Annotated in this window: 19 protein-coding genes and 1 tRNA gene; 3 read left to right on the forward strand and 17 right to left on the reverse strand. The window is 65.9% G+C overall.

The features are described 5' to 3' along the window. The 11 genes from lpxD to rpsB all read right to left on the reverse strand — a co-directional run. Window positions 1–1,016, reverse strand: a 1,016-nt coding sequence (gene lpxD, locus H0W38_RS01435; protein ID WP_292450736.1) for a UDP-3-O-(3-hydroxymyristoyl)glucosamine N-acyltransferase, incomplete at its 3' end; no start/stop codon positions are given. Window positions 1,017–1,032: 16 nt separating this feature from the next. After that, complete coding sequence (locus H0W38_RS01440) at window positions 1,033–1,551, reverse strand: OmpH family outer membrane protein (RefSeq protein WP_292450737.1); 519 nt, start codon at window positions 1,549–1,551, stop codon at window positions 1,033–1,035. Next, window positions 1,551–3,788, reverse strand: coding sequence for an outer membrane protein assembly factor BamA (bamA, locus tag H0W38_RS01445; protein WP_292450738.1), 2,238 nt, complete (start codon window positions 3,786–3,788; stop codon window positions 1,551–1,553). Before bamA ends, H0W38_RS01440 begins: the two co-directional genes overlap by 1 nt. A gap of 115 nt (window positions 3,789–3,903) precedes the next feature. After that, complete coding sequence (rseP, locus tag H0W38_RS01450; RefSeq protein WP_292450739.1) at window positions 3,904–5,280, reverse strand: RIP metalloprotease RseP; 1,377 nt, start codon at window positions 5,278–5,280, stop codon at window positions 3,904–3,906. Next, window positions 5,277–6,455 carry a 1-deoxy-D-xylulose-5-phosphate reductoisomerase gene (gene ispC, locus H0W38_RS01455; protein ID WP_292450740.1) on the reverse strand — a complete coding sequence of 393 codons (1,179 nt, stop codon included), beginning with the start codon at window positions 6,453–6,455 and terminating at the stop codon, window positions 5,277–5,279. The genes rseP and ispC overlap by 4 nt, the downstream gene beginning before the upstream one ends. A 100-nt stretch (window positions 6,456–6,555) precedes the next feature. Continuing rightward, window positions 6,556–7,404 (reverse strand): phosphatidate cytidylyltransferase, encoded by an 849-nt coding sequence (locus H0W38_RS01460; RefSeq protein ID WP_292450741.1) that lies wholly within the window; start codon window positions 7,402–7,404, stop codon window positions 6,556–6,558. A gap of 93 nt (window positions 7,405–7,497) precedes the next feature. Next, the gene (gene uppS, locus H0W38_RS01465) at window positions 7,498–8,235 is read right to left on the reverse strand and encodes a polyprenyl diphosphate synthase (protein ID WP_292450742.1); all 738 of its coding nucleotides are present in this window, start codon (window positions 8,233–8,235) and stop codon (window positions 7,498–7,500) included. Window positions 8,236–8,254: 19 nt separating this feature from the next. Beyond that, the gene (gene frr, locus H0W38_RS01470) at window positions 8,255–8,815 is read right to left on the reverse strand and encodes a ribosome recycling factor (protein ID WP_292450743.1); all 561 of its coding nucleotides are present in this window, start codon (window positions 8,813–8,815) and stop codon (window positions 8,255–8,257) included. Window positions 8,816–8,835: 20 nt separating this feature from the next. After that, window positions 8,836–9,546 (reverse strand): UMP kinase, encoded by a 711-nt coding sequence (gene pyrH, locus H0W38_RS01475; protein ID WP_292450744.1) that lies wholly within the window; start codon window positions 9,544–9,546, stop codon window positions 8,836–8,838. Between the two features lie 105 nt (window positions 9,547–9,651). Further along, window positions 9,652–10,572, reverse strand: a complete 921-nt coding sequence (gene tsf / locus H0W38_RS01480) for a translation elongation factor Ts (protein ID WP_292450745.1) — start codon at window positions 10,570–10,572, stop codon at window positions 9,652–9,654. Window positions 10,573–10,700: 128 nt separating this feature from the next. Continuing rightward, window positions 10,701–11,444, reverse strand: coding sequence for a 30S ribosomal protein S2 (gene rpsB / locus H0W38_RS01485; protein WP_292450760.1), 744 nt, complete (start codon window positions 11,442–11,444; stop codon window positions 10,701–10,703). A gap of 347 nt (window positions 11,445–11,791) precedes the next feature. Here rpsB and H0W38_RS01490 point away from each other — a divergent pair, with 347 nt between their 5' ends. Beyond that, window positions 11,792–13,162 (forward strand): FAD-dependent oxidoreductase, encoded by a 1,371-nt coding sequence (locus tag H0W38_RS01490; RefSeq protein WP_292450746.1) that lies wholly within the window; start codon window positions 11,792–11,794, stop codon window positions 13,160–13,162. 1 nt (window position 13,163) lies between these two features. Then, complete coding sequence (locus H0W38_RS01495; protein ID WP_292450747.1) at window positions 13,164–14,708, forward strand: NAD(P)H-hydrate dehydratase; 1,545 nt, start codon at window positions 13,164–13,166, stop codon at window positions 14,706–14,708. A gap of 42 nt (window positions 14,709–14,750) precedes the next feature. Here H0W38_RS01495 and rnr read toward each other — a convergent pair whose 3' ends face one another. Further along, window positions 14,751–17,036: a ribonuclease R gene (rnr, locus tag H0W38_RS01500; RefSeq protein ID WP_292450748.1), complete on the reverse strand. Its 2,286-nt coding sequence runs from the start codon at window positions 17,034–17,036 to the stop codon at window positions 14,751–14,753. 56 nt (window positions 17,037–17,092) lie between these two features. Here rnr and H0W38_RS01505 point away from each other — a divergent pair. Then, a tRNA-Leu gene (locus H0W38_RS01505) sits at window positions 17,093–17,177 on the forward strand. A 154-nt stretch (window positions 17,178–17,331) separates the two neighbouring features. Here H0W38_RS01505 and H0W38_RS01510 read toward each other — a convergent pair. From H0W38_RS01510 to hflC, 5 genes are all read right to left on the reverse strand, one after another. Next, on the reverse strand, window positions 17,332–17,853 hold the full coding sequence (locus H0W38_RS01510) for a phosphoribosyltransferase (protein ID WP_292445579.1): 522 nt from the start codon (window positions 17,851–17,853) through the stop codon (window positions 17,332–17,334). 31 nt (window positions 17,854–17,884) lie between these two features. Next, the gene (locus H0W38_RS01515; RefSeq protein ID WP_292450749.1) at window positions 17,885–19,240 is read right to left on the reverse strand and encodes an adenylosuccinate synthase; all 1,356 of its coding nucleotides are present in this window, start codon (window positions 19,238–19,240) and stop codon (window positions 17,885–17,887) included. A 38-nt stretch (window positions 19,241–19,278) separates the two neighbouring features. Then, complete coding sequence (locus H0W38_RS01520; protein WP_292450750.1) at window positions 19,279–20,445, reverse strand: ATP phosphoribosyltransferase regulatory subunit; 1,167 nt, start codon at window positions 20,443–20,445, stop codon at window positions 19,279–19,281. 70 nt (window positions 20,446–20,515) lie between these two features. After that, window positions 20,516–20,704 (reverse strand): DUF2065 domain-containing protein, encoded by a 189-nt coding sequence (locus tag H0W38_RS01525; RefSeq protein WP_292450751.1) that lies wholly within the window; start codon window positions 20,702–20,704, stop codon window positions 20,516–20,518. Window positions 20,705–20,723: 19 nt separating this feature from the next. Continuing rightward, window positions 20,724–21,638 (reverse strand): protease modulator HflC, encoded by a 915-nt coding sequence (gene hflC, locus H0W38_RS01530; protein ID WP_292450752.1) that lies wholly within the window; start codon window positions 21,636–21,638, stop codon window positions 20,724–20,726. Between the last annotated feature and the right edge of the window lie 16 nt (window positions 21,639–21,654).

Here is a 21,654-nt window from a genome sequence, read left to right on the forward strand (position 1 = left end):
TCCAGAACACGGACCCGCTCGCGCAGCGCGTGCAGCTGCCGCAGCGTGGCCGCGTTCTTCTCCCAGGCGCGATTGTCATCGAGCGGAAAGAAGCCGGTGTAGGTGCCAGGGCGAGTGATCGAGCGGCTGACCGTACTTTGCGCCGAGATGTGCACGTCATCAGTGATGTTCAGGTGGCCGAGGATGCCGGCGCCGCCGCCAACAGTGCAACGCGCGCCGATGCGCGTGCTGCCGGCCACCGCCGAACAGCCCGCCATTGCGCTGCCGCGGCCGATGTGAACGTTGTGGGCGATCTGGATCAGGTTGTCGAGCTTGACACCGTCTTCGATCACCGTGTCATCGAGCGCCCCGCGGTCGATGCAGGTGTTGGCACCGATCTCGACGTCGTCGCCGATGACCACTGCACCGAGCTGCTCGATCTTCACGTAGCCCTCAGTGCTCGGCGCGAAGCCGAAGCCGTCGGCACCGATCACCACGCCGCTGTGCACGATGCCGCGAGCGCCGATCCGGCAATCGAAGTGCAGCGTGACGCGCGCATGCAGCCGGGTCCCCGCGCCGATGCAGGCGTTGCGCCCGATGAAGCACTGCGCGCCGATCACGGCGCCCTCGCCGATTCGCGCCCCGGCTTCAACCACGACCAGCGCACCGATGCTGACGCCGGCACCGAGCACGGCTGTGTCGTCCACGACCGCACTTGGATGCACCCCCGTTGTCGCGCGAGGCCGCACGCGTTCGGCCCACCACTGGGTGAGCCGGGCGAAGTAGAGATAGGGGTCGGGCGTGACGATCGCGGCACCTCGAGCCAAGGCCTGCTCGCGCAATGCGGGAGCGACGATCACGCAGCCGGCACGACTGCCGGCGAGCTGAGATTGGTAGCGCGAATTGGCCAGGAAGGCCAGCGTTGCGGGTGTCGCTTCTTGCAGCGGCCCGATGCGAGAGACCGTCAGTTCGGCCGCGCCGAGCAACTCGCCGCCGAGCGCCGCGACGATCTCGCCGAGCGCGACCGCTTCGCTCACCGTGCGGCCGCAGGCCTCACTTGGCCGCCGCGCCGTTGTCGAGCGACTTGATCACCTTGTCGGTGATGTCGATGCGCGGCCCGGCGAACACAGCTTCTTGCAAGATGAGGTCGTACTTTTCCGTCTCGAAGATCTGCTTGATGACCTTGTTGGCGCGCTCGACCACACCGGTCAGTTCTTCGTTCTTGCGCTGATTCAGGTCTTCCTGAAACTCGCGGCGCTTGCGCTGAAACTCGCGGTCCTGCTCTACCAGATCGCGCTGGCGCCGCGACCGCTCGCTCTCCGCCAGGGTCGGGGCATCCCTTTCGAGCTGGTCAGACGATGCCTTGAGCTTGGTAGCCGTGTCGGCCAGTTCGCGTTCGCGCTTGGAGAACTCGGCCACCAGCTTGGCCTGGGCAGCCTTGGCCGGCGCAGCATCGCGCAGCACGCGCTCGCTGTTCACATAGCCGATCTTCAGTTCCTGGGCCTGCGCAACCGATGCACTGGCAGCGAGCGCGGCCGCAACGAGCACGGCGTTGATCGAAAAGTTCTTCATCAAAACGCGGTCCCGATCTGGAATTGAAACTTCTGAATTCTATCTTGCGAGAACTTCCTGAAAGGCTGGCCGTAGCTAAGCTTCAGCGGTCCGACCGGAGAGATCCAGGACAGGCCGATACCGGCCGCAGCGCGCAGGCTGTCGAGCTCGATGCTCTCGTTTTCGCCCCAGACGTTGCCGGCGTCCACATAGCCGAACAAGCGCAGCGTCCGGTCGTTGCCCGAGCCCGGCATCGGCACGTAGAACTCGGCATTGATATTCATCCGCCGATTGCCGCCGATGTAGGCGCCCGTCACATCCACCGGCCCGAGCGATCCCTGATCGAAGCCGCGCACCGAACCCAGCCCGCCGCCGTAGAAGTTCTTGAAAATCGGGTAGGGCCGATCGCTGAAGCCCTTGCCGTAGCCGATTTCGGCGTTCAGGCCCAAGGTGTAGCGCTTGGTGAACGGAACCCACTGCTGGATCTGATAGTTCGTGCGCAGGTAGCGCGTGTCGAGCGCCACGCTCCATTCGGCGCTGAGGCGTTGATAGCGGCCTTGGGTGGGCACCAGCGCACTGTCACGGCCATCGCGCTGCCAGCCGAGCGTGAGCGGCAGGCTATCGCTGGTGTCACCGAACTGCTCGCGGTAGAGAAAATAGCTGTTCGGAATGGACGCGCCGGCTTTGATTTCGGTACGCTCCCAGCCGATGCCGAAGAACACCGTGTCGAGCTCGCTGAACGGCACACCGAAGCGGATCGCCATGCCGGGCGTGATCAACTCGTAGTCGGAGCCCTGGCTGTTGATGGGGCGCGCGGTGCGGTAGAAGACATCGATCGCACGCGAGATGCCGTCGATCGTGAAGTACGGATTGACCGTGCTGACGACCAGACTACGGTTGTACTTGCTGGTATTGAACTCCAGACCCAGGTAGTTGCCGCTGCCGAAGATGTTCTCCTGGCGGATGCCGGCGGTCAGCGACACCTTGTCGGCGCTGGAAAAGCCCGCGCCGAGCTGCAGATTGCCAGTCGGCTTCTCGGTCACTTCCGCCGTGATGTCCACTTGGTCGAGCGCACCGGGCACCTCGGCGGTTTCGATGTTGACTTCGCTGAAATATCCCAGGCGGTCGACACGGTCGCGCGAGAGCTTGATGCGCCGGCCGTCGTACCAGGAGGACTCGAGCTGGCGGAATTCGCGGCGTACCACCTCATCGCGCGTGCGTGCGTTGCCCGCCACGTTGACGCGGCGCACATAGACCCGTCGGCTCGGCTCCCCAACCAGCACCACCGCGACGCGGCCAGTGGCGCGGTCGATATCGGTGCGCGGCTCGATGCGTGCGAAGGCATAGCCGAAGTTGCCGTAGAACTCGTTGAAACGGCGAGTCGTCTCGGCCACCGCCTCGGCCTGATAGGGCTCGCCCGGTTCGATCGACACCAGCGACTTGAATTCGTCTTCCCTGCCGAGGTAGTCCCCCTCGAGCGTCACCCCGGTGACGGTGTAAGGCTGACCCTCGGTGAGGTTGACGGCGATCGAGATGCTCTGCTTGTCGGGCGAGATCGCGACCTGGGTGGAATCGACGCTGAACTCCAGATAGCCGCGGTTCAGGTAGTAGGCCCGGAGCGACTCGAGATCGGCGTTGAGCTTGGTCCGCGAATAGCGGTCGGTCTTGGTGTACCAGGTCAGCCAGCCACCGGTGGACAGCTCGAACTGATCAAGCAGCGTGCTCTCCGAAAAGGCCTTGTTGCCGACGATGCGGATCTCGCCGATCTTGGCGACTTCCCCTTCGCTGACGGTGAAGGTCACGTTCACCCGGTTGCGGCCGACCGGCGTGATGGTCGTCACCACCTCGGCACCGTAAAGGCTGCGCGTAAGGTACTGGCGCTTCAATTCCTGCTCGGCGCGATCGGCCAGCGCGCGGTCGAAAGGCTGGCCTTCGCCGATGCCCACGTCCTTCAGCGACTTGGACAGCGCGTCCTTGTCGAACTCCTTGAGGCCGACGAACTCCACGCTCGAGATGATCGACCGCTCCTCGACCACCACGACGATGACGGCGCCGTCGATCTCCAGCCGCACGTCGGTGAACAGTCCCGTCGCGAACAGCGAGCGCAGCGCGGCCGAGCCCTTGTCGTCGGTGTAGGTGTCGCCGATGCGAAACGGCAGCGCGCCGAAGATGGTGCCGGCGTCGGTGCGCTGCAGGCCTTCGACGCGGATGTCCTTGAGCACGAAGGGCTCGACGGCCAGCGCGGTCGTGGCATGCATCGCCAATGCCAGAGCGGCTGCGAGAAGCGTGGGACGGAAGTAGCGCGAGGCGAATGGGCGGGTGGCGGATGCGAACGCAGTGGCCGCAGCAAGAGCTCGAAAAGGGGACATGCGGTCAGGTCAGGCCCAGCAGGCGGGCGACGTCGTTGTAGAGGGCGAGGGACATCATCGCGAGCATGATGGCAAGCCCTCCACGCTGCAGGCGGTCGAGCCACGCATCGGAAACCGGCCGCCCTGTCACCCCTTCGAAAAGATGATACATGAGGTGCCCGCCGTCGAGCATCGGCAGCGGGAGCAGATTGAGTACACCGAGGCTCACGCTGACCAGGGCCAGGAAGCCCAAGTAGTAGGCAACGCCGAGTTGAGCCGACTGGCCGGCGTAGTCTGCGATCGTGAGCGGTCCGCTGAGGTTCTTGAGAGAGGCCTCGCCGATCAGCATCTTGCCGAGCATGCGAAGGCTGAGCACAGAAACTTCCCAGGTGCGGCGCGCCCCTTCAAGCAACCCGTCGACCACGCCATAGCGCACGGTCACCGTCTCGGGCGGCGCACCCACGTAAGCCTCGATGCGGGCGATCGGCTGGCCGCCGTCTTGGGCGAGCGATGGCGTCACACCCAACGTCAACCGCTCGTCGTTGCGCTCGATCTGCCAGCTCATCGGGCGCGCTGCGCCGTCCGCAACCGAAGCGCGGATCGTCTCGCGCAGCCGCGCCGCGTCTTCGATCCGCATACCGTCGACCGCCAACACCCGGTCGCCCTCGCGCAAGCCGGCCCGCTCGGCCGGGCCGCCCACGACCAGTTTGCCGAGCACGGCTTCGCTGTAGGCGCTGCCCAAGCCGATGCGGCGCATCAGGTCGCCGTCTACTTCGCGGGTGTCGATGCCATCGAGCGGCAGGCGCAGGCGGCGCTCACTGCGGCCGTCGGCGTCGCTGACATGCAGCAACAAGTGCTCGCCATCGAGCGCCGCTTCGGTCAGCTGCCAGCGCAGATCGCTGAGCGAACGAACAGGTCGCGGCGCATCTTCACCGGGCGCACTGCCTTCGCGCTCTACCGCGCGCACCCAGTCGCCGGCGCTGAGGCCGGCCCGCTCGGCCAGGCTGCCGGCCACGGGCGCACCGAGCACCGCCTTCGGCTCGACGAGGCCGACCCAGTGCGAAGCGGCGTAGAGCAGCACGGCGAGCAGGAGATTGGCGGCCGGTCCGGCGGCGACGATGGAAGAACGCTGCCACAGGGGGCGGTTGTTGAAGGCGCGGGCGCGCTCGGCGGGAGGCACCTCGCCTTCGCGCTCGTCGAGCATTTTCACGTAGCCGCCGAGCGGCAAGGCCGAAAGCACGAACTCTGTGTCGCCGCGCTGTCGGCGCAACAGCACGCGGCCGAAGCCGACCGAAAAGCGCAGCACTTTCACGTTGCAGGCCACCGCGACGCGGTAGTGGCCGTACTCATGAACGACGATCAACACGGCCAAGGTGAACAGAAAAGCGAGCACGGTGATCATGCAAGGGTCCTCACATGCTGCTGCGCGACAGCGCGGGCTTCAGCGTCGAGCGCCAACAGTCCCGCCAGCGAATCCACCGGGCCGGCACCAAGCGGCGTTTGTTCGATGGTGTGCGCATTGCAACTGTGAATCTGGTCGAAGCGGATCGTTCCAGCGAGGAACGCGGCGACCGCCACTTCATTGGCGGCATTGAGCACCGCGGTGCTACCGGCCGGACCGCGCAGCGCCGCCCAGGCGAGCTGCAGGCCGGGGTAGCGCCCGGCATCGGCCGGCTCGAAAGTGAGCGCGGCAAGCCGGGTGAAATCGAGCGCCTCGGCGCCGGACTCCATGCGTTCGGGCCACGCCAAACCGTAGGCAATCGGCACGCGCATGTCCGGCGTGCCGAGTTGGGCGAGCACCGACCGGTCGCGGTACACCACCATCGAATGAATGATGCTCTGAGGATGGATAACGACCTTGATCTGCTCGGGCGCCAAGTCGAACAGCCAGCGTGCCTCGATGACCTCGAGCGCCTTGTTCATCATGGTGGCTGAATCGACCGATATCTTGCGGCCCATGACCCAGTTCGGGTGCGCACAGGCTTCGTCGGGCGTCACGTCGCGCAGGCTGACGGGGTCACGGCCGCGGAACGGTCCGCCCGAAGCGGTGAGCACGATGTGATCGATGCGCGCCGCCCAACTGGTGCGTTCCTCCGGCAGACACTGGAAGATGGCCGAATGCTCGCTGTCGATCGGCAGCAAGGTCGCGCCGCCCTCCTCCACCGCGCGCATGAAGAGCGAGCCGCCGACCACCAGCGCTTCCTTGTTGGCCAGCAACAGCCGCTTGCCGGACCGTGCCGCGGCTAGGCAGGGCGCGAGGCCGGCGGCGCCGACGATCGCCGCCATCACGGCATCCACTTCCGGATGTGCCGCCACCTCGGCCAGCGCCGCTTCGCCATCGAGCACCTCGGTACCGGTACCGGTCAGCCGCTTACGCAAGGCGCACGCCGCCGCAGCGTCGGTCATCACCGCCAGCCGCGGCTTCCAGCGCAGGCACTGCAGCGCGAACTCCTCGACCCGGCTGTGAGCACTCAGCGCGAACACCTCGTAGCGCTCAGGATGGCGAGCGATCGTGTCGAGCGTGTTCACGCCGATCGAGCCGGTCGCGCCAAGCACGCAGACCTTCTGGCGCTTCATGCCGCCGCCTCACGGCCGAGTGGGCCAAGGGCAGCACGGCAGGCAGCCACCATGCGCATCGCTTCGATTCCCCCTCCGCAGGGCCAGTCTTTCGCGGCGTTCATGCCGGCACCTGCACCGAACACAGCGCCAGGGCCAGCGGAAACACCGGCAGCAACGCATCGACGCGGTCTAGCACGCCGCCGTGCCCCGGGAGCAACGCGCTGCTGTCCTTGGCCCCGGCACTGCGCTTGACCAGCGATTCGAACAGATCGCCGACCACACTCAACGCGGCCAGGAACAGCAGCGAAACCAGCAGGCCGACGACGCCGAGCCGCTCAAGCAACACGCTGAACACACTGGCCGACTCCGGAGCGACCGCACGGTCGAAGGCGATCCATGCCCCGGCCAGCAGCAGCACGCCGGCCATGCCGCTCCACACGCCCTCCCAACTCTTGCCAGGGCTGATCGCCGGCGCCAGCTTGCGCCGACCAAGAGCACGGCCGCCGAAGTAGGCCGCGACATCGGCCGCCCAGACCAGGGTGAAGACCGACAGCAAAAAGTTCACACCGACCGCCTTGGCCTGCGTCAGCGCCAACCAAGCCGCCCACAGCAGCACGCAACCCACGGCCCAGCGCAGCGGCGCCGCAATCAACGACCAGCCGGACACACCGCGCGCCAGAACCCAGGTGCCACCGAGCACCCAGGCCACCATGGCCAGCCACCATAAGAGTGGCGGCGTGGCAGCGACCCAACCGGCGGCGTAGCTGAGCACGCCAGCGAACACCACGGCGGCGCCGAGCGCCACGGCGGCCGGCGAAGCCAGGCGATTCAATCGCCCCCACTCCCAGCCGGCCACGCCGACCATCGCGAGCGACAACAGCGCGAACGGCCAGAGCGCCCGCGCGAACAGCGCCGGCAGCAACAGCACCAGGAGCAGCACGGCGGTGATGATGCGCTGCTTGAGCATCGACGGATGCCTCAGGCCCTGCAGGGCCGCCCAGACAAGTCTGAGCGCCCTGTCCTAGGGCAGCAGCACCGAAGGCACAAGAAGGCCGCCATGTCAGGCCGCAGAGCGCGTGTCCGCCGTGAGCGGGACCAAGGCCGTCTTCACCCCGCCGAAACGCCGGTCGCGCGCGGCGAAGGTGGCGATGGCCGCATCGAGTTCGGCGTCGCCGAAATCGGGCCAGAGGCAATCCGTGAAGTGGAGTTCGGAATACGCGACTTGCCAAAGCAGGAAATTGGAAATGCGCACTTCGCCGCCGGTGCGGATGAAGAGGTCCGGGTCGGGCGCATGGCTCAGCGCCATGAATTCGCCCAGTCTTGCCTCGGTGAGTTCATGCGCCGGCACACCGACTTCGATGGCGCGGCGGCAGGCCTGCACCACGTCCCAGCGGCCGCCGTAGTTGAATGCCACTGACAGCGTGATGCGCTCGTTGTGCTCCGTACGGCGCTCGGTTTCGTCCCAGGCGGCGCGCACCTGGCTCGAGACCGCCTCGCGGTCGCCGACGATGCGGATGCGCACGCCTTCGCTGGCCAGCTTGGCAAGGTATTTTGAAACCGCCACCAACACCAAGCCCATCAGGCCTGACACCTCTTCTTCCGGCCGCTTCCAGTTCTCGCTGGAGAAGGCGAACACGGTCACGTACTCGATGCCGCGGTCGGCGCAGGCCTTGACGGTGCGCACCAACGCATCGACGCCCTGCTTGTGGCCGACGAAGCGCGGCATGAAGCGCTTGTTGGCCCAGCGCCCGTTGCCGTCCATCACGATGGCGACGTGGCGGGGGATGGCGGTACTCATAAGCTTCGCGGCACGAGGCTCAGATCGCGAGGATCTCGGCTTCCTTGCCGTGAACCAGCCGGTCGATCTCGGCGATGGTGCGGTCGGTGGCTTTCTGCACCTCGTCGAGCGAACGGCGTTCCTCGTCTTCGCTGATCGTCTTGTCCTTGAGCAGCCTCTTGGCCTGCTCGTTGGCCTCGCGGCGCAAGTTGCGCACGGCGATCTTGGCGTCTTCGCCGGCGCCCCGCACCACCTTCGTCAGCTCCTTGCGGCGCTCCTCGGTCAGTGCCGGCATGGGCACGCGCAGCAGGTCACCCTGCGACGAGGGGTTCAGGCCGAGGTGCGACTCGCGGATGGCGCGCTCGATCTTGCCGGCGAAACCTTTTTCCCAGGGCTGAACGCTGATCGTGCGCGCGTCGAGCAGGGTGACGTTGGCGACCTGGCTGATCGGCACCATCGAGCCGTAATAGTCGACGTGCACCTGATCGAGGATGCCCGGGTGCGCGCGGCCGGTGCGGATCTTCTGCAACTCGGCCTTCAGCGCTTCGATCGACTTGGCGGTCTTCTGCTCGAAAGTTGACTTGACGTCTGCAATGCTCATCGCTTGTTCCTGAAAACAAATCAAACGTGGACCAGCGTGCCTTCGTCTTCGCCGGCCACCACGCGCCCCAGCGCGCCCGGCTTGAAGATGGAAAACACCTTGATCGGCAGTTTCTGGTCACGGCACAGTGCGAAGGCCGTCGCGTCCATCACCTGCAGGTTCTTACTGATCGCCTCGTCGAAGCTGATGCGGCTGTAACGCGTGGCTTCGGGGTCTTTCTTGGGGTCGGCGCTGTAGACACCGTCCACCTTGGTCGCCTTGAGCACGATGTGCGCGCCGATCTCGGCGCCACGCAGCGCCGCCGCCGTGTCGGTGGTGAAGAAGGGGTTGCCGGTGCCGGCGGCGAAGATGACCACCTTGCCTTCTTCCAGGTACTGCAGCGCCTTGGGCCGCACATACGGCTCGACCACCTGCTCGATGCTGATCGCCGACATGACCCGGGCCGTCATGCCCTCTTGGCGCATCGTGTCGGCCAGCGCCAGCGAGTTCATCACCGTGGCGAGCATGCCCATGTAGTCGGCGGTCGCGCGGTCCATGCCGACGGCGCCGCCCGCCACGCCGCGAAAGATGTTGCCGCCGCCGATCACCACCGCGACTTCCACGCCAAGCTTCGTTACTTCCTGCACCTCACGCACCATGCGCACGATCGTGGCTCGGTTGATGCCATAGGCGTCGTCGCCCATCAAGGCTTCGCCGGACAGCTTGAGCAGGATGCGCTTGTACGCCGGCATGAAAAAGTCTCCTGGATGAGCGGCTCGCGGGCGGGCGCCGGGGCGGGTCGCAGTTTAGGGGAAGCCTCGAACCCGGCGTGCGCGGACCGGGGCTGCTGCGGGGGCTTACGCGCCCTTCGCGGCCGCGATCTGGGCGGCCACTTCGGCGGCGAAGTCGTCCGTTCGCCTTTCGATGCCTTCGCCCACCACGTACATCGTGAAGCTCTTGATCGTCGTGGCCCGTTCCTTGAGCATCTGCTCCACCGTCTGCTTGTCGTTCTTGACGAAGGCCTGGTTGAACAGCGAGACCTCCTTCAGGTACTTCTGCACCGAGCCCTCGATGCGCTTAACCACGATCTCGGCCGATTGCACCGGTTTGCCGGCGGCTTCGGCGACCTTCGCATCTTCGGCGGCCTTGCCGGCAGCCACGCTGCGCTCTTTCTCGATCAGCTCGGCAGGCACTTCGCTCGACGAAAGCGCCACCGGCTTCATCGCCGCCACGTGCATGGCCACGTCCTTGGCGGCCACGTCGTCGCCGCCGTACTCGACCATCACACCGATGCGCGTGCCGTGCAGGTAGCTGACCAGCTTGCCGCCGCCCGAAAAGCGCTTGAAGCGGCGGATCGAGATGTTCTCGCCGATCTTGCCGATCAGCGTGGAGCGCGTCGCCTCGACCGTCACGCCGTCGATGTCGAGAGCGGACAGCGCCGCTACGTCGGCGGGCGCTCGTGTGGCCACCATCTCGGCGAGGCGTTTGCCGAAGGCGAGGAAATCGTCGTTCTTGGAAACAAAGTCGGTTTCGCAGTTGAGCTCGATCAGCGCGCCTTCGTTCTTCTCACTCGCCGTGTCGATGTACGCGGCGACGATGCCTTCGGCAGTCACGCGCGAGGCGGCCTTGCTGGCCTTGCTCCCGAGTTTGACTCTCAACAGCTCTTCGGCCTTGTCCATGTCGCCCTCTGCTTCGGTCAGGGCCTTCTTGCACTCCATCATCGGGGCATCGGTCTTGGCACGCAGGGCGGCGACCATGCTGGCGGTGATTGCGGACATCGCGTTCTCCAGTCGGTGAGGCAACCGCCGCTCGGCGATGCCCCGTAATCTCGGGAAAGTGGCTGGATCAGCCAAAAAAAGGGGCTGTAGCAGCCCCTGGTCGAATGCGCGGGGCGCGAGCGCGCGGCTCAGGCCGGGTCGCTGACTTCCACGAACTCGTCCGTGCTCTGCACTGCTGTCGCGACCTCGTTGATCGCATTCGCCTTGCCTTCGAGCACAGCATCGGCCAGCGCCCGGGCATACAGCGCCACGGCCTTGGCCGAGTCGTCGTTGCCGGGGATCACGTAGTCAATCCCCTCGGGTGAATGGTTCGAGTCGACCACGCCGACGATGGGAATGCCGAGCTTTTGCGCTTCGGCAATCGCGATCTTGTGGTAGCCGACGTCGATAACGAACATGGCGTCGGGCAGTGCATTCATGTCCTGAATGCCGCCGATGTCCTTCTCCAGCTTGGCCAGGCCGCGCGCGAACAGCAGGCCTTCCTTCTTGCTCATCGACTCCAGGCCAGCTTCTTGCTGGACCTGCATTTCTTTCAGCTTCTTCAAGGAACCCTTGACGGTCTTGAAGTTGGTGAGCATGCCGCCGAGCCAGCGCTGGTCGACATACGGCATGCCGGCGCGTTTGGCCTCCATCGCGACCACCTCGCGCGCTTGACGCTTCGTGCCCACCATCATGATCGTTCCGCGCTTGGCGGCGAGCTGGCGAGTGAACTTCATCGCATCCTGGAAGAGCGGCAGCGTCTTCTCGAGGTTGATGATGTGGATCTTGTTGCGGTGGCCAAAGATGAATGGGGCCATCTTGGGATTCCAGAAGCGGGTCTGGTGTCCGAAATGGACGCCCGCTTCGAGCATTTCACGCATGGTGAGGGACATTGAAGCTCCAAAGGTTGTGTCTGAAATCCGGCCAGAATTGCAAGCAGATGGGCGGCTATTCACCGCGTCATGTGCACCATGCAACACCTTTTGGCGACCGGGTTTGCGAATTGCTATCTTGTTCGTGCCAGAACCGCTGGCGGGCCTGATACTGCATTTATGTCAGGCGCAGGCGTGTCCCGGAAAAACCCGCGAAGTATAGCAGTCCGATGAGCCGCGACCCGTCGGCCGGCGTCGGCGAAATCGTTTCCGATCCCGACAATCTCGACCTGCAATTCGGGCTCCGCAATGCTGCACGCTGCCGGCCTGCTCGATGTCACGACGGCTGTGGTGACGCAGGCTGAAGCATGAAGATTGCCGTGATAGGTGCCGGCATCGTCGGTATCGCGACCGCCTATGAGCTCGCTCAGGACGGTCATGCGGTGACCGTGATTGAACGCCGCAGCGGCGTTGCTTCCGAAGCGAGCTTCGCGCATTCCGGCCTTGCCGGAGCCGGCGCGGTGGTGCCCTGGGCCGCGCCGGGCCTGCCCGGCGGCGGATCGACAGCGCTGTTGGCGCGACAGACCCTGCTCAACACGCTGAAAGCCCCGTTCGATGGCCAGCGCCGGCGCTGGCTGTGGCGCTCCTGGCGGGCCGGCAAGGCTGCGATCCGCAGCGAGCGCGAGGCCGACCTGCTGCGCCTTGCCCGCTACAGCAGCGAACGACAGGCCGAGTTGCGCACCCATCTGCGGCTCGACGACGAGCACACGCAAGGCTCGTTGGTTCTTTTGCGCAGTGAAGCCGACGTGGCGCGGGTCCAGCCCAGCCTGGCAGCGCTACGCGAGCTTGGCATCGGCGTGTGCGAGCTCGACGCGACGGCCTGCCAAGCGATGGAGCCCGGCCTCAATCGGGACCAGCGGCTCGCTGGAGGGCTGCATTTGCCCGGCGATAGCGCCGGCAACAACCGCCAGTTCGCTCACTTGCTGCGCAATGCAGCGGAACGCTGCGGAGTCGAGTTCCGGTTCGGCAGCGTGGCGCGCGAGTTGGTGCCGGGCGACGGAGCCGGCGTGCTACTGCGCCTTGAACAGCTGGCATTGACCACCGGCTTCGCGGTCAGCCACGTCACAGCGCGGGGCGAGACCGGCGTGCCGACGCCACTGGCACGCCGCTCCCGTGCCGCCGCACGCTACCTCGATCCGGTGTCCGAAGAAAACTTTGACGCGGTGGTGATCGCTGCCGGCGCCGCGTCTGCGCAATGGCTTTCGGTACTCGGCTTGCACGTGCCGCTGCTGCCCGTGCACGGCTATTCGCTCACCGCCGCACTGCGCGCGCCCGAGCGCGGGCCGCGCGCTGCCGTTGTCGACGCGCACTACCAGGCCGTCATCACCCGCCTCGGCCAACGGGTGCGCGTGGCCTGCGGCGCGGAACTCGCTGGCTCGCCCGAGCGCCATCGCCCTGCGGCGATTGACCGGCTGTATGCGCTGCTCGGCGACTGGTTCCCGGGCTGCGCTCACCTGGCACGGCCGCAGCTGTGGAAAGGCACGCGAGCGCTGCTGCCCGACGGGCAGCCGTTGATCGGCGCCAGCCCGCGCCCAGGCGTCTGGCTCAACCTGGGGCATGGCAGCAGCGGCGGTGCGCTGGCCTGTGGTAGCGCTCGCGTGCTCGCCGACCAGATTGCGGGGCGTGCGCCGGCGCTCGATACAGCCGCCTTCGATTTGCGGCGTTACACGAAAGGTTGACGTGGACGCCAACGGGCGGGCTCCCCGGCGTGTCCTGAGCGGACCCGCCGCGACGGCGGGCCTCGGCTGGCCGCTGCACGACGCCGCCGCGATCCGGACGCAGGAACTAGCGGCTCAGCAGGCCTTGCCGCCGCAAGCGCTGATGCAACGTGCCGGACTCGCCGTCGCGCGACTGGCGCTTGCCGTCGCACCACATGCCCGGCGCATCTGGGTCGCCGCTGGGCCCGGCAACAACGGCGGCGATGGCCTGGAGGCTGCGGTGCATCTGGCCCGCGCCGGCAGGGAAGTGATCGTAAGCCTCGAACTGCAGACCGCACGGCCTGCCGATGCGCAGGCTGCATTGGCGCGGGCGCACGCAGCCGGGCTGACCCTTCGTGCCGACGCGAAGGCGCCCGACCTGCAGGCCGGCGACCTGGCACTCGATGCACTGTTCGGCCTCGGCCTCGCGCGCGCGCCCACGGGCTGGGCGCTCGAGGCCATCAGCTCACTCAATGCCATGCATGCGCCGGTGCTCGCGATCGATCTGCCGTCCGGGCTCGATGGCGACCACGGAGTCGTTCATGCCGAAACGAGCTGCGTGCGGGCGCAGTGGACGCTGAGCTTGCTCGCTCTGAAGCCGGGCCTTTTCACTGCAGCGGGGCGCGACCAGGCGGGCGAGATCTGGTTCGACGGGTTGGGTGTGAGCGGCCCTGGCGACCCGCCTGTTGCAGGCCTGCTGACCGACACCGAGCACCTCTGGCCAGCGCGCCATCACGCGCAGCACAAGGGCAGCTTCGGCGATGTCTGGGTCATTGGTGGCGCCTCTGACATGACGGGCGCTGCAATGCTGGCGGCACGTGCTGCGCTCGTAGCTGGCGCCGGTCGCGTGCACTGGTTGCCGCTGGATAAACAAGCACCTGTCGTCGACATCCTGCATCCGGAGTTGATGGTGCATCCGGCGAAGCGCTTGCAGGCCGAGTCGGGTGGGCTCGAGACCGCAACCGTCGTGTGTGGCTGCGGAGGCGGCGAGGCCGTACGCGCACTGCTGCCCTTGCTCGTCTCACGCGCCGGGCGGCTGGTGCTCGACGCCGACGCCTTGAATGCACTGGCCGGCGACGCCGCCACTTTTACGCCGCTGCTTGCGGCACGCGCCGCGCGCGGACGGCCCACCGTGCTGACACCCCACCCGCTCGAAGCGGCGCGGCTGCTCGGCTGCAGCACCGCGGTAGTCCAAGCCGACCGCCTTGCGGCAGCCCGGCGAATCGCCGAACACCTTGGCGCCATCGTCGTGCTGAAAGGCTCGGGTAGTGTGATCGCCGCGCCGAACCAGACGCCCTGGATCAACGCCAGCGGCAATGCCGCCCTCGCGAGTCCAGGCACCGGTGACGTGCTGGCGGGCTGGATCGGCGGACTGTGGGCGCAGGGCCTGAAGCCTTTCGATGCGGCCTGCTTGGGCGTGCACAGTCACGGCGCGGCGGCAGACCGTTGGCGCGCAACGAAGCGGCACGCCGGCGCGCTGAACGCGAGTGAACTGGTCCGCGAACTTCGCACGTTGCGAAGCGGCTGAGCCGGTCGCGCGAGGCGCGTACCGCAGGGCTCAGCCGCGCGTTCACTTGGGTTCGCGTTTGGCGCGGACCGCCACACCAGGAGCGGTATCGGTCCTACTTTCCAATGCCGGCACTTTCGGCTTCTTGCCGGCGCGAGGCAGGGCCGCCTTCTTGGTAGCGCGCTTGTGCTCGCGATCGACGTTCTGCACGCCCTTCAGCTCTTCGACGACGGAAGCGGCAGCCTTGTCGCGTCCGCTGCGCATGCCGGCGCCAATGCCGGCTTCACCGACCAGTCGGAAATCGATGCGGCGGCCGTCGAGATCGACGCGGCTGACCTGCACTCGTACGCGCGTGCCCACCACGTAGCGCACGCCGGTGCGTTCGCCGCGCAATTCCTGGCGAGCTTCGTCGAAGCGGAAATACTCGCCACCCAATTCGGTGATGTGCACCAGGCCTTCGACGAACAACTCGTCCAGCGTCACGAACAAACCGAAGGTCGTGACGGCGGTGACGCTGCCGCCGAACTCTTCGCCGAGATGCTCGCGCATGAATTTGCATTTGAGCCACGCCTCGACGTCGCGCGAGGCTTCGTCGGCGCGACGCTCGTTTGCGCTGCAGTGCGCGCCGGCCGCTTCCCAGGCCAGCGCCTCCGCAGTCGGCACCTTGGCCGGTGCGTTCAGCTGAGCCAGGGCGGCCGCCTTCGATGCCATCGTCGGTCTTGGCTTGCGACTATGAACCGCCGAGGTGGCCAGTTCGGTCACCTGAAGGTGATAGCGCTTGCCGCTGAGAAGCGACTTGATCACGCGGTGCACCAGCAGATCGGGATAGCGGCGTATCGGGCTGGTGAAGTGGGTGTAGGCCTCGTAGGCCAGGCCGAAATGGCCGCTGTTGAGCGGGGTGTAGATCGCCTGCTGCATCGCGCGCAGCAACATCGAATGGATCTGCGTCGCATCGGGCCGGTCCTTCGTGGCCTGTGCGATAGCCTGGAATTCGGCTGGCTTAGGATCGTCGCCGATGGACAGACCCAGGCCCAGCGCGCGCAGGTAGGTCTGCAGAGTGAGCTTTTTCTCCGGCGTCGGCCCTTCATGCACGCGGTACAACGACGGGTGCTTGCTGCCTTCGATGAAATCGGCCGAGCACACGTTGGCGGCCAGCATCGCCTCTTCGATCAATCGGTGGGCGTCGTTGCGCGTGCGCGGCACGATCTTCTCGATGCGGCCGACGTCGTCGCAGACGATCTGCGTCTCGACGGTCTCGAAATCGACCGCGCCACGCGCAGCACGCGCCTTGAGCAGCGCACGGTAGACCTCGTGCAGGTGCAGAAGGTGCGGCACCAGCTCGCTCCGCTTGTGCGCCTCGGGCCCGCGGGTGTTGGTGAGGACCGCCGCGACCTCGTTGTAGGTCAGGCGAGCCTGCGAGTTGATCACCGCCGGAAAAAACTGGTAGGCGTGAATTTCGCCGGCGGCATCGACCAACATGTCGCACACCATTGCCAGGCGGTCTTCGTGCGGGTTGAGAGAGCACAGTCCGTTGGAAAGCTTCTCCGGCAACATTGGGATCACGCGGCGCGGGAAGTAGACGCTTGTGGCGCGCTCGTAGGCGTCGTCGTCGAGCGGCTCGCTAGGTTTGACGTAGTGGCTCACGTCAGCGATTGCCACGAGCAATCGCCAGCCGTCCAGCTGCCCCTCCTCGGAACTGCGGCCGAGAGTCGCCGGCTCGCAATAGACCGCGTCATCGAAGTCGCGTGCGTCTTCGCCGTCGATAGTGACCAGCGCCACATCGGTCAGATCGACGCGATTCTTCTTGTCGACAGAGCGCAGTTTGTCGGGCAGCTTGGCCGTCTGCGCCATGGTCTCGGCAGAGAAGCGGTGCGGCACTTCGTACTTGCGCACGGCGATCTCGATCTCCATGCCGGGGTCGTCGATCTCGCCGAGTACTTCGGTCACGCGACCCAGGGGCTGCGAATGCATCGACGGCGGCTCGGTCAACTCGACCGCGACCACCTGTCCGACAGTCGCCGTGGCAATGCCGTTCTTCGGGATCATGATGTCCTGGCCGTAGCGCTTGTCTTCCGGCGCGACCAGCCAGATGCCGCTCTCGTGCAGCAGCCGGCCGATGATCGGCGCCTTCTTGCGTTCGATGATTTCAAGTACGCGACCTTCGGGCCGACCCTTGCGGTCGTAGCGGATCACGCGCACGCGAATGCGGTCGCGGTGCAGCACCGCGCGCATCTCCTGGGGCGACAGGTAAATGTCGGCTTCCCCATCGTCGCGCTGCACGAAACCGTGGCCGTCGCGATGGCCCTGGACCATGCCTGAAACCTCGCTCATCAGTGCCGCGCCGAGCACGGCGCTGCTTGTTTTGTCTTCTTGCTTGATGCTAAAATCTCCGGCTTCGGTACACGGCCCAGGTGGCGGAATTGGTAGACGCACTAGTTTCAGGTACTAGCGAGTAACTTCGTGGGGGTTCGAGTCCCTTCCTGGGCACCAAAATCATAAAAGGCCAGCGCAATGCGCTGGCCTTTTGCGTAGGCGAGCAGTGCTGGGCATATGGATACAAGGTAGTTTCGGAGTCGTGCAGGCGCTCGTGTTGAATTTCGTGCCAGCGCCTTGTTGAACACGAAGAACAAGACTTGCCCTGTCCTCAAATTGCAAACTTTCGCGCCAATCGGTCGGGCCGCAAAGTGTCGTATTCCTCGAAGGGCTGGTGAATCCACGGGCTCGTCGGCAAAGACTCGACGTAATAGTCCGGCGTGTAATTGGACGCGCCCTTGACCCAGATCACCGCGGACCTGAGCTCGCTGATGTCTGGTGTGCAACGCAGCCGATCAACCACCGCCTTGAGGGTGACGCCGGAGTCGGCCAGATCGTCGACCAACAAGACCCGTCCGGCCAACTCCCCCTTCGGAAGGGTAATGTACTTGGCGAGTTCGAGCCGGCCCTGCAACGTACCGGCCTCGGCACGGTAGGAGCTCGTCGACATGATGGCGAGCGGCTTGTCGAACACACGCGAGAGGATGTCGCCGGGCCGCATGCCGCCGCGCGCCAGGCACAGGATCTGGTCGAAAGCCCAGCCCGAGTTATGCACCTTGAGCGCCAACCGCTCGATCAGCATGTGGTACTCGTCCCAGGAAACGTAGAGGTTCTTGCCGTCGTCAGTGAGCATGCGCGTGAGGTGGTTGGTGATGCCAGCGGCTTCAACCGTGATACGGATGGCGCAGAAGAATGGTGTGCTCTCGGTCCGGCCCGGTGGACACCATGTCGATCGGCGCACCGATGAAGGCCTGCACCTGTTCGAGGTAGTGCTGCGCACCCGGCGGCAGATCGTCCCAACGGGTCATGCCGACGGTGCTGCACGCCCATCCGGGAAAGCTTTCATAGACCGGCCGGCAGGCAATGATTTCGTCGGCATCGAGCGGCAGGATGTCGATACGCCGGCCGTTCATCTCGTAGCCGACGCACATCTTGATCTCTTCGAGCCCGTCGAGCACGTCGAGCTTGGTGATGCACAGACCCGAAATGCCGTTGATCAACACGGAGCGCTTCATCGCCGCCCCGTCGAGCCAGCCGCAGCGGCGAGCGCGGCCAGTCACGGTGCCGCGCTCCTGACCCACGGTGGAAAGATGATGGCCGACCGTGCCCGGTTCGTCCATCGGCAGCTCGGTCGGAAACGGTCCGCTGCCCACGCGCGTGGTGTAGGCCTTGGTGATGCCCAGGATGTAGTGCAACTGGTCCGGCCCGACGCCCGAGCCAGCCGCGGCGTTTCCGGCCACGCAGTTGCTAGAAGTCACGTAAGGGTAGGTGCCGTGATCGATGTCGAGCAGCGTGCCCTGCGCCCCTTCGAACAGCACGCTGCCGCCGGCTAGGTGCGTCTGGCGGATGAGCACGCCCACGTCGGCGAGCATGGGCTTCATCTGCTCCGCCATCTTCATCGCGTTGTCGAAGATCGGCTGGAACTCGAGCGGGCTCGCGCCCAAGAAGCCCTGCAGCACGAAGTTGTGCAAGTCGAGCAGTTCGCGGAGCTTCTCGGCGAAACGCACCGGGTGCTTGAGGTCTTGCACGCGCAGCGCGCGCCGGGCGACCTTGTCCTCGTAGGCCGGGCCGATGCCCTTGCCGGTGGTGCCGATCTTGCCGGCACCGGAGGTCTCGCGCAACGATTCGCGCGCCTGATCGAGCTGCACGTGGAAAGGCAAGATCAACGGGCACGATTCGCTGATGAAGAGTCGCGAACGCACCTCGACGCCCGCCGCCTCGAGCCGCTCGATCTCGGCCAGAAGATGCGTCGGATCGACCACCACGCCGTTGCCGATGTAGCAAGCGACGCCATCGCGCATGACGCCGGAAGGAATCAGCTGCAGCGCCGTCTTCTTTCCTTTGATCACCAGTGTGTGGCCGGCGTTGTGCCCGCCTTGAAAACGCACCACGGCGCTCGCATGATCGGTCAGCCAGTCGACTACCTTGCCCTTGCCCTCGTCGCCCCACTGCGTGCCGACCACAACCACGTTGCGGCCGGCCCCGCGCGGCACATCACGGCCGGGCTTGCTTGCTTGCATCTTCTCGTCCTGCATCTGTCGTTCGTCTCTTGCCGCGTTCACAGAACGCGCACCTGCCACTCGCCGCCCACTGCGACGATTTCGCGGTCACAGGCGAACTCGAGCGTCTCGTGCTCGTGGCCGGGCAGCATGCACACGACCGTCTCGCCTTGCGCGCGAAGTGCCCGTACCGCAGAGCGAAGCGTTTGATCTTCGCTCCAGGGCGCACGGATGGCGGCTCGTCGGCCGGTGGCGCCTGCATGGCGGACCCACTCCTTGAGGTCAATCGCGCTGAAACCAACCGCCGGGCGGTTGCGCCCGAACACCGCGCCGACTTCGTCATAGCGCCCGCCGCGCACCAGTGCGTCGCTCGAGCCCTTGGCATAGACCGCGAAGCGCGCGCCGCTGTAGTAGGCGTAGCCGCTCAGATCCGCCAGATCGAAACCGACCGTCACCTCCGGATGCGCCAGCGCGGCATGCGCGGCCAGGCAGCGAAGGTCGTGCAGGGCGGCGCTGATCAGCGGGCGCTTCGGCAAGGCCGCCTCGGCCGCATCCAGCACGTCGGCAGCGCCATAAAGCGACGTCAGAGCGAGCAGCCCACGTCGCGTTTCGTCCGGAAAATCGGCGCCCAGTCGGCCCAGGGCCGAGGCGTCCTTGGCAGCCAGCGCGGCATAAACGGCTTGGGAACGGGCCGCGTCGCAAGCCACACTTTCAAGCAGCCCGCGGACGATGCGCGCGTCGGCCAGATCGAGCATCAGTCCGCCGACACCGCAGGCAGCCAGGCTGTCGAGCGCCAGGTCCTGCACTTCGAGGTCGGCCTCCAGGCCCGCGTGCCCGTATACCTCCGCGCCGAACTGCAATGGCTCTCGGCTGGTCTGCAGACCAGCAGGGAGCGTGTGAGCCACCGGCCCACAGTAGCAAAGCCGGGTGACACCGTGGCGGTTGAGCAAGTGAGCGTCGATGCGAGCGACCTGCGGCGTGGTGTCGGCGCGCAGACCGAGCATGCGGCCGCTGAGCTGATCGACCAGCTTGAAGGTGCGCAGGTCGAGCTCGTGGCCGGTGCCGGAAAGCAGCGATTCCAGATGCTCGAGCAGCGGCGGAATCACCAGTTCGTGGCCGTAGCGCCTGGCGGTGTCGAGCACGCTGCGTCGAAGCTCCTCGACGCGCCGCGCCTCGCTGGGCAGCACGTCGGCAATGTGCTCGGGCAGCAGCCAAGCAGACGTCATGAAATGGCCTGGGAATTAAAAACGCATTGTACCGGCGCCCTTGTGTGCGACCGGCCTCAGCAGGGCGCGCTCAGCCGGTGAGCAGCAACAAAAGCAGCATGCCGATGAGCATGCTCGACAAGCCCAGGAAGCGCAACTGGCCGTCGCTCAGGCGGGTCGCCTGCTCGAACAGCTTGCGCCAGCGCTGCGGGCCGAGAAAGGGCAGCAAGCCTTCGAACACCAACATCAATGCGAGTGCAATGAGGAGCGTGTCCCACATGCCGCGCCGAGCCGCCTGCTCACTTCGTCCGTGCGGGTGCCGCCGGCACTGGCGCGGTACCGCTGGTGCCGCCGGTGCCGCGCATGCCACGGAAAAACTCGCTGGTCGGCTCGAGCACCATCACGTCGGTCTTGTTGCGGAAGCTCGAACGATAGGCATCGAGCTGTCGGTAGAACTGCGCAAACGCCGGATCGCGGCCGAATGCATCGGCATACAGGGCCGAAGCACTCGCGTCGCCCTCGCCTTTGATCTTCTGCGCATCGCGATAGGCCTCGGCAACGATCACTTCGCGCTGCCGGTCGGCGTTGGCGCGGATCTGCTCGCCTTCGGCCTGGCCGGTGGAGCGCGTCGCGTTGGCCACTTGCTTGCGCTCTGACTCCATGCGTCGGTAAACCGCGTCGGTGATGCTGGCAACGAAGTCGACCCGCTTGATGCGCAAGTCCACGATCTCGATACCGAAGTTCTTGGCATCATTCTCGACGCGGCGGATCACACCCTGCGTCACAGCGTCGCGCCGGCTTGAAAGCATCTGGCGCACCGTGACCTTGGTGACTTCTTCGTTGAGCGCGGCCTGCACGATCGGCGCCAAACGTGCTTCGGCATTGCGCACGTCAGCACCATTGGTGCGGATGAACTGGCGCGGATCGGTGATGCGCCACTTGATGAGCCAATCGATTACCAGGGTGGTCTTTTCTGCGGTGAACACCGGCCTCGTCTCAGGGCTGTCGAGGCTTTGAATGCGCCGGTCGAGGAACACGACGTTCTGGAACGGCGGCGGCAGTTTGAATTTGAGGCCGGGCTGGGTGATGACCTCCTTGATCTCGCCCAGCGCATAAAGCACCGCGAATTGCCGTTGATCAACCAGAAACAAGGTCGACGAGGCCACCATCAAAGCGAGCAGCACGCCCGCCACCATCATGCCGATGCGATTCATATGATTGTTCTCCTCG

The sequence above is a fragment of the Methylibium sp. genome (genome assembly GCF_013817365.1).
Classification (GTDB): Bacteria; Pseudomonadota; Gammaproteobacteria; order Burkholderiales; family Burkholderiaceae_C; genus Methylibium.